9 protein-coding genes are annotated in these 7,920 nt (G+C 71.6%); 2 read left to right on the plus strand and 7 right to left on the minus strand.

Going from position 1 to position 7,920, the window contains the following annotated elements; all coding sequences use genetic code 11:
* Nucleotides 1–7 precede the first annotated feature (7 nt).
* The 3 genes from thrS to HW577_RS04950 all read right to left on the minus strand — a co-directional run bounded on the left by thrS (nucleotide 8) and on the right by HW577_RS04950 (nucleotide 4,055).
* Nucleotides 8–1,951: a threonine--tRNA ligase gene (gene thrS / locus HW577_RS04940; RefSeq protein ID WP_198374955.1), complete on the minus strand. Its 1,944-nt coding sequence runs from the start codon at nucleotides 1,949–1,951 to the stop codon at nucleotides 8–10.
* A gap of 65 nt (nucleotides 1,952–2,016) precedes the next feature.
* Nucleotides 2,017–2,922: a glycosyltransferase family 9 protein gene (locus HW577_RS04945; RefSeq protein WP_198374956.1), complete on the minus strand. Its 906-nt coding sequence runs from the start codon at nucleotides 2,920–2,922 to the stop codon at nucleotides 2,017–2,019.
* Nucleotides 2,922–4,055, minus strand: a complete 1,134-nt coding sequence (locus HW577_RS04950) for a glycosyltransferase family 4 protein (protein ID WP_198374957.1) — start codon at nucleotides 4,053–4,055, stop codon at nucleotides 2,922–2,924. Before HW577_RS04950 ends, HW577_RS04945 begins: the two co-directional genes overlap by 1 nt.
* A 72-nt stretch (nucleotides 4,056–4,127) precedes the next feature.
* On the opposite strand from HW577_RS04950, the gene HW577_RS04955 reads away from it, so the two are divergent.
* Nucleotides 4,128–4,454 carry a multidrug DMT transporter permease gene (locus HW577_RS04955; RefSeq protein ID WP_198374958.1) on the plus strand — a complete coding sequence of 109 codons (327 nt, stop codon included), beginning with the start codon at nucleotides 4,128–4,130 and terminating at the stop codon, nucleotides 4,452–4,454.
* Nucleotides 4,455–4,461: 7 nt separating this feature from the next.
* Here the strand turns inward: HW577_RS04955 and HW577_RS04960 are convergent, their stop codons facing one another.
* Genes HW577_RS04960 through HW577_RS04970 form a run of 3 tightly spaced genes read right to left on the minus strand, consistent with a single transcriptional unit; the run spans nucleotide 4,462 to nucleotide 6,634 of the window.
* Entirely contained in the window at nucleotides 4,462–5,328 is an 867-nt protein-coding gene (locus HW577_RS04960) for an N-acyl homoserine lactonase family protein (RefSeq protein ID WP_232474685.1), read from the minus strand.
* Entirely contained in the window at nucleotides 5,325–6,230 is a 906-nt protein-coding gene (locus HW577_RS04965) for an NAD(P)-dependent oxidoreductase (protein WP_198374959.1), read from the minus strand. Before HW577_RS04965 ends, HW577_RS04960 begins: the two co-directional genes overlap by 4 nt.
* Before the next feature lie 5 nt (nucleotides 6,231–6,235).
* Nucleotides 6,236–6,634, minus strand: coding sequence for a carboxymuconolactone decarboxylase family protein (locus tag HW577_RS04970; RefSeq protein ID WP_198374960.1), 399 nt, complete (start codon nucleotides 6,632–6,634; stop codon nucleotides 6,236–6,238).
* A 74-nt stretch (nucleotides 6,635–6,708) separates the two neighbouring features.
* Between HW577_RS04970 and HW577_RS04975 the strand changes: the two genes are divergently transcribed.
* A complete protein-coding gene (locus tag HW577_RS04975; protein ID WP_198374961.1) occupies nucleotides 6,709–7,593 on the plus strand; it encodes an alpha/beta fold hydrolase in 885 nt (294 codons plus the stop codon).
* Here HW577_RS04975 and HW577_RS04980 read toward each other — a convergent pair.
* The coding region (locus HW577_RS04980) for an ATP-binding protein (RefSeq protein WP_198374962.1) at nucleotides 7,583–7,920 on the minus strand (338 nt) is incomplete at its 5' end. The genes HW577_RS04975 and HW577_RS04980 overlap by 11 nt on opposite strands.

Consider the following 7,920-nt stretch of genomic DNA (forward strand, 5'->3'; position numbering starts at 1 on the left):
GCGGCGCTCACGCCGCCGCAACAGGCAGGTCGGGGGGCGCGGCCTCCGCGACCAGCCGGGCGATGGCCGCATCGAGGGGCATCGTCTCCTGCTCCCGCCCCGGCAGGCGGCGCAGCACCAGGCTGCGCTCCTCCGCCTCCCGCCGCCCGACCACGGCCAGCACCGGCACGCGCTGGTCGATATGGTCGACGATCTTGCGGTTAATCTTCTCGTTGCGCAGGTCGAGCACGGCATGCACGCCGGCCCTGTTCAGCGCCGCCGCGGCTTCGCGGGCGAAGTCCGCCGCCTCGTCCACGATGGTCGCGACCACCACCGGCACCGGGGCGAGCCAGAGCGGGAAGCGCCCCGCATGCTGCTCGATCAGGATGCCGAGGAAGCGCTCGAAGGACCCGAGGATCGCGCGGTGCAGCATCACCGGGCGCTTGCGCGTCCCGTCCTCGGCCACATACAGCGCATCCAGCCGTTCCGGGAGGACGAAGTCCACCTGCAGCGTCCCGCACTGCCAGTCCCGGCCGATCGCGTCGCGCAGGACGAATTCCAGCTTCGGGCCGTAGAAGGCGCCCTCCCCCGGGTTCAGCACGTAGTCCACGCCGGCGATGCGGCAGGCTTCCTTCAGCGCGCCTTCCGCCTGGTCCCACACCTCGTCGGACCCCGCGCGCTTGGCAGGCCGGTCGGAGAACTTCACCCGGAACTCGGCGAAGCCGAAGTCGCGGTAGATGGACGACAGCAATTCGACGAAGCGCACGGTCTCGTCGGCGATCTGCTCCTCGGCGCAGAAGATGTGCGCGTCGTCCTGCGTGAAGGCGCGCACGCGCATGATGCCGTGCAGCGCGCCGGACGGTTCGTAGCGATGGCAGCAGCCGAATTCGGCCATGCGCAGCGGCAATTCGCGATAGGACCGCAGGCCCTGGTTGAAGATCTGCACGTGGCAGGGACAGTTCATCGGCTTCAGCGCGAGGATGCGGTCCTTCTCCCCCTCATCCTCCACCGTCGCGATGAACATGTTCTCGCGGAACTTTTCCCAGTGGCCGGAGGCTTCCCACAGTTTCCGGTCCACCAGCTGCGGCGTCTTCACCTCCTGGTAGTCGGCCGCGTCCAGCCGCCGGCGCATGTACGATTCGACGGTGCGGTACAGCCGCCAGCCCTTGGGGTGCCAGAAGACCGAGCCGACCGCTTCCTCCTGGAGGTGGAAGAGCCCCATCTCCTTGCCGATCTTGCGGTGGTCGCGCTTCTCCGCCTCCTCGATCTGGGTGAGGTAGGCGTCGAGTTCCTTCTGGTCGCGCCAGGCCGTGCCGTAGATGCGGCTCAGCATCGCGTTGCGGTGGTCGCCGCGCCAATAGGCGCCGGCCACCTTCATCAGCTTGAAGGCGGTGCCCACCGCGCCCGTGCCGGGCATGTGCGGGCCGCGGCACAAATCGATCCAGTCGCCCTGGCGATAGAGCGTGATGGTCTCCCCGCGCGGCAGGTCGCGGATCAATTCGACCTTGTATTTCTCGCCCTTGGCCTCGAACAGTTCCATCGCCTCGTGGCGGGAGGTCACGATGCGCTCGAAGGCGGCGTTGCGCGCGACGATCTCGCGCATCTTCGCCTCGATGGCCGCGAAGTCCTCGGGCGTGAAGGGCTCGTTGCGGGCGAAGTCGTAGTAGAAGCCGTTCTCGATCGACGGGCCGATCGTCACCTGCGTGCCCGGATACAGCGCCTGCACGGCTTCGGCGAGCACATGGGCACAGTCGTGGCGGATCAGGTCGAGCGCCTCGGGATCCTTGCGGGTGATGAAGCGGACCGTCGCATCGGACTCGATGGTCCGCGCCAGATCCTGGATCGCGCCATCCACCTGCATGGCGAGCGCGGCCTTGGCGAGGCCCGGCCCGATCGCGGCCGCAACCTCCGTGCCCGTCACCGGCCCGTCGAAGGACCGGACGGAACCATCGGGGAGCGTGATCGCGGGCATCGTGCAGGCGTCTCCAGGCTTCGGGAAAAGGCGGGCGCGGACCATGGGCAGCGCGCCCGGCGCGGTCAAGTCACGCGGGCGAGGTCCGCCCTGACCTGCTCCATCGGCAGGTCGGACAGCGGCACATGGCGCAGGAAGAAGGCCGCCCGGCCGCGCGGGGCGCAAAGCGCCGGGTCGCTGTCCTCCCCGAACAGGGCCAGCGTGGGGCAGCCGCAGGCCGCGGCAAGATGCGTCGGCCCCGTGTCGTTGCCCAGGCAGAATTCCGCCCGGCGGGCCAGCGCCGCGATGTCCGCAAAGCTGGTCCGGCCGGTCAGGTCCGTAGCGCCCGGCGCGGCGGCAAGGATGGTCGCGGCGAGCGGCGCCTCCCCCTTCCCGCCGATGACGGCCACCGGCAGGTCGAGCCCCGCCGCCAGCGCGGCGAAGCGGTCCGCCGGCCAGCGCTTCGCCGGCCGGCCGGGGGAGGCGCCGGGGACCAGCAGCGCAAAGCGGCCCGGCAGGGCGAAGCGGGCGATGTCGGCATCGAGCCAGCCGAGGTCGGGCGGCGGAAAATCCCGGATGCCGGCCATCTCAAGCTGCTCCCGCTGGCGATCGACCGTGTGCATCTCGTCCCGCGCCGGGTTGGCGTGCGGGTGGGAACAGCCCCGCGCGATGCCCGACCACTCCACGCCGCGCCCCACGAACCACCGGTACCGGGAGGATCGCGAGGAGGTCTGGAGGTCATAGACCCGGTCGAAGCGCGCGGCCCGCAGCCGGCGGGCGAGGCGCAGCACCGCGGGGATGTTGGTCCAGTCCGGCCGCCCATCCTCCCAAACCTCGTCGAACCACGGCGCCATCCGGGCGAGCGGGGCATAGGCGCGGGTGGTCAGCAGGGTGATGCGCGCGCCCGGATGATGCGCGCGGATCGCGGCGAAGGGCCCGAAGGCCTGGGCGAAGTCGCCAAGGGCCGCGAGCTTGATGACGAGCACGCGCATCACAGCAATTCCCGATAGACCGCGAGAGTCGCCGCCTGCATCCGCGCGGTGGTGCAGTTGGCAAGCACCCAGGCGCGCGCCGCCGCCCCCATGGCCGCGCGGGCTTCGGCGGGCAGCGCCAGCACGCGCCCGATCGCCGCCGCCAGCGCATCCGCGTCGCCGGGCGGGGTGCGCCAGCCCGTCGTACCCTCCTCCACCGTCTCCCGCGGGCCGCCCAGGTCGCTCGCGATCACGCAGCGCGCCATGGCCTGCGCCTCGATCACGGTGCGGCCGAAGGCCTCCGGGTCGGTCGAGGCATGCACCACCACATCCGCCAGCAGCAGTGCGGCCGGCATGTCCGCGGCATGGCCCACCAGCCGGACCCGCTCCCGCAGGCCGAGGGCCGCGATGCGGGCCACGAGTTCGTCGCGGAAGGCCGGCTTCGCCCCGGCATCGCCGACCAGCAGCGCGATCGGCTCGCCCGGCAGGCGGGCCATGGCCTCGACCAGCACCCCCTGCCCTTTCCAGCGGGTCACGCGGGCGGGCAGCATCACCACCGGTCGGCCCTCGGGCAGGTCCCAGGCGGCGCGCAGCGCCTCGATGCGAGCGGGGTCCACGCGCGCCGGGTCGAAGGCGCGCTCGTCCACGCCGCGCAGGATGACGCGCACGCGGTCTTCCGCCACGCCGTGCCGGGCGCGCAGATGTTCGGCGATGAAGCGGCTGATGGCGATGACGCGGTCGCCCCGCGCCATCACCGAGTTGTACAGCCGCTTGCCCGGCAGCCCTTCATTGTAGGTGCCGTGGTAGGTGGTGACGAAACGCGCCCCGGTACGTCGCGCGGCGACCAGCGCCGACCAGGCCGGCGCGCGGGAGCGGGCATGCAGGATGCCGATCCCTTCCGCCCGCACGAGGTCGGCCAGCGCGGCGGCATTGCGCCAGATGCCGAGCGGCGACTTGGTCGCGAGCGGCAGCGTCACGTGCCGGGCGCCGAGTGCCTCAAGGGGCGCGACCAACGGCCCGCCGGCCGAGGCCACGAAAGCGCGGAATCCGGCCGCGACCAGCGCCTCGGCAATCTCGAGCGTGCCGCGTTCCACCCCGCCCGAGACGAGCGAGGGCAGGATCTGCAGCACGGCGGGCGGCGGGGCGGCGGGCAAGGGCGCTCACGGTCGGGTCAGGGGGCGCGGCGGGTCTTGCGCGCAAGCCGGCCGGCACGCAAGTAGCGGCCCATGTCCACCTACCTGATCGCGATGATCCTGCTCTCGGCCGGGAGCTTCATCCGCACGCGCTCCGAAGCGCCAGAGATGCGCCCCGCCTCGGCCGCGGCGGACATGGTCTGGGGCTGGATGGCGCGGGCCTCGTTCTGGATGTGGCTCGCGCTGATCGCCTGGGGCGCGTGGTATCTCCACTGGTCGCAGCCGGTGGCGGCGGTGCTGGCCTCTCTCGGCGTGAACGCGCTGATCGCGACGCGCGGGCCGATGCGGACCTGGCCCGGGCTGTCGATGATGTTCTGCGGCGCCGGCCTTGCCTCCGGCGCCGTGACCTTCCTGCAATAGGCGGCGGTCAGCCCACGGGGGGCAGGTGCAGCGCCACCACCTCCCCGTCCTGCCCCGGCACGGCGGGGAATCGGTCCCGCACCGCCGGGTCGTGCCCGGGGATGACGCGGCTGTCGTCGCCGCCCGCGAGCTTCTTCGCCGTCCGCCACCCCGCCGCCATCGCGCCGAGGTCGAAGATGATCGGGAAGGGATTGCCCGACAGCGCATTGGCGTAGAAGTGCATCGCATCCGAGGCGAGCACCACCGGCCCGCGCGCAGTCTCGACGCGCACCACCTGCAGCCCGTCCGAATGGCCGCCGACGCGGTGCACCGTGACGCCCGGCGCGACCTCCGCATCGCCCTCGTGGAACTCGACGCGGTCGGCATAGAGCGCGCGGACCATGGCGACGACGTGCTCCGCCTCGAAGGGCATGCGGATGGCGTGGACGCACATGTGCCGGCCGACGGCGAAGTGGATCTCCCGCTCCTGCAGGTGGAAGCGGGCGTTGGGGAAGATGCCGAGGCTGCCCGCATGGTCGTAGTGCAGGTGGGTGATGATCACGTCCCGCACCGCGGCGGGGGCCGTGCCCATGGATGACAGGCAGTCCGCGACCGAGCGCGACAGCTTCCGCCCGCGCTTGGCGGCGAGTTCATGGTCGAAGCCGGTGTCGACCACGATCTCCTGCCCGCCGGGGCCGCGCAGCAGCCAGACATAGTAGTCGAGCGGCATCGCCTCATGCGGGTCGGGCAGCGGCAGCAGATGGTTGGTCTGCGCCGTGCGCTCATGGCGCCCGTAGCGGATGGCATAGGCTTCCCATGTCTGGCGGATCGGATCCAGCTCTCCGGTGCTCGCCGGCTTCGCCGTCTCCGCCCTCCGATCATCCGATCCGGTCATTTCTCGACATTCCCCCCGAGCACGGTGCCCGACATCTGCTCGGACAGCTTCGCGACCGCCGTGTGGTCCGCCCCCGGCCCGAGCATCGCAGCCGCCGAGGCCCACATCTCCCGGCAAAGTGCTGCGAAGGGTGTCGGCGTCGTTGTCTCGCGGCCCACCTCCAGCGCGATGGATAGGTCCTTGACCATCAGGTCGAGGCCGAAGCCCGCGTCGAAGCGGCGCGACAGCACGTATTCCTTGAACTTCTTCTGCGTCGAGTTGTTCATCCCGGTGCTGGCGTTCAGCACATCGACCATCTTCGCGGGGTCGAGGCCGAAGCGCTGGCCGATCAGCAGCGCCTCGATGCCGATCAGGTAGCCGCCGGCGGAGACGAGGTTGTTCAGCGCCTTCATCGCCTGCCCCGCGCCAATCGGCCCGCAGCGATGGATCGAGGTGCCCATTGCCTTCAGCACGGGCTCGGCGCGGTCGATCTCCGCCTCCTCCCCACCCGCCATCAGGGCGAGCTGGCCGGTCTTCGCACGCGGCACGCCGCCCGAGACCGGGCAGTCGATCATCGCCACGCCATGGCCGGCGAGCATGGCAGCGATCTCCCGCGTCCGGCCGGGCTGGCCCGACGTCATGTCGATCACGAGCGTGCCCTTCGCGAGCGAGGGCAGCATCGCCTCCACCGCCTCGGCCACCTGCTTGCTGGTGGGCACGATGATGACGACGGCCTCAGCGCCGGCGGCGGCCTCGGCCGGCGTGGTGGCGGCCTTGCCGCCGGTCTCGGCGGCGAAGGAGGCGGCGCGGCCGGGCACGGCGTCGCACACTGTGACCTCGAAGCCGGCCTTCACCAGGTTGGCCGCCATCGGCCAGCCCATGTTGCCGATGCCGGCGAACGCGATGCGCTTGATGGCGGCCATGTCGGTCACTTCTTCCCCGGCAGCGCGCCTTCGGCGATCAGCACCTCATGCGCCGCCTTGAAGGCGTCGAGGCCGGCAGGAATGCCGCAATAGGCCGTCGCGTGCAGCAGCGTCGCCTTGATCTCGTCCACCGTGATGCCGTTGTTGAGCGCGCCCTTCACGTGCAGCTTCACCTCCGGGATCTTGCCCAGCGCCGTCAGCATCGCGAGGTTGAGAAGGCTGCGCGTCTTGCGGTCCAGCGTCGGGTCGCCCCAGGCCCAGCCCCACGCCCAGGCGGTGGTCGCGCGCTGGAAAGACATCATGAACTCGTCGGCCTTGGCCATCGACGAATCCACGTACTCCGGGCCCAGCACCGCGCGCCGGATCGGCAAGCCCTTGTCGAACAGCGCCTGATCGTCGGACATAGAACGTCACTCCCTCGGGATGATTGCGCGCGCAGGCTTGCGCGGTCCCGCCGGGCGGTCAACGGGAGGCGAGGATGTTCTTCGACGGCTTCACCCTGCAGTTCCAGGAAGCGAACGGCAGGCGCGTCCGCCTCCGCCGCGGTGGCGAAGGCGCCCCGCTGCTGCTGCTGCACGGCAACCCGCAGACGCATGCCATGTGGCACCGCGTCGCCCCCGTGCTTGCGCGGCGCTACGACGTGATCTGCCCGGACCTGACGGGCTATGGCCTGTCCGACAAGCCCCCGGTCAGCGACGACCACGCGCCCTACGCCAAGCGCGCCATGGCCGCCGACATGGTCGCGCTGATGGCGGCCCTCGGGCATGAGCGCTTCCAGGTGGTCTCCCACGACCGCGGCGCGCGCGTCGCGCATCGCATGGCGCTCGACCACCCGGCGGCGGTGGAACGCCTCGTCACCATGGACATCATCCCGACGCTCGAACATTTCGAGCGCGCCGACATGGCCTTCGGCATGGGCTACTGGCACTGGTTCTTCCTCGCCCAGCGGCATCCCGGGCCGGAGGCGATGATCCGCGCCGACATCGAGCCATGGTTCGACTTCCACACCTCGCGCGAACCCAAGCCCGCGGATTTCTTCCACCCGGAGGCGCGCGCCGACTACCTCGCGGCACTCCGCGCCCCCGGCACGATCGAGGCGATCTGCGAGGACTACCGCGCCGCGACGACGATCGACCTCGAGCACGACCGCGCATCGCGCGAGGAAGGCCGCAAGGTCGCCTGCCCGATGCTCGCGCTGTGGGGTGCGAAGGGCAGCCTGCCGAAATGGTATGACCCGGCGGCGATCTGGCGCGGCTACGCGGCCGGGCCGCTCGCGACCGGCGCCGTCGCCTCCGGCCACTACCTCGCGGAGGAAGCGCCGGAGGAGGTGCTCGCGCGGCTCGACGGCTTCCTCAGCCGGTAGCTTCCTCCTCCCCGCGCAGCAGGATGTCGAGGCGGTTCACGCCGCGCCCGTCCCGCGCATAGGAGACGTGGGCGGCCGTGCCATGCAGCAGCGGCAGGCCGAGCCCGCCGATGCGTGGCTCGGCACCCGGCGGGTGCGGCGCGCGCTCCGCCGTCGGGTCGAAGGGCGGGCCGGCATCCTCGAAGACGAGGCGCGCGCGGCCATCCTCGACCGCGACCGTCAGCCGAACCTCCGGCGCGCCGCCATGGCGGAGCGCGTTCAGGGCGATCTCCTCGATCAGCAGCCCGGCGCGGGCCTGGCCGCGCGGGCCGGCGCCGGCCTCGGCCA

The organism is Neoroseomonas rubea (genome assembly GCF_016106015.1).
Lineage (GTDB): Bacteria > Pseudomonadota > Alphaproteobacteria > Acetobacterales > Acetobacteraceae > Neoroseomonas > Neoroseomonas rubea.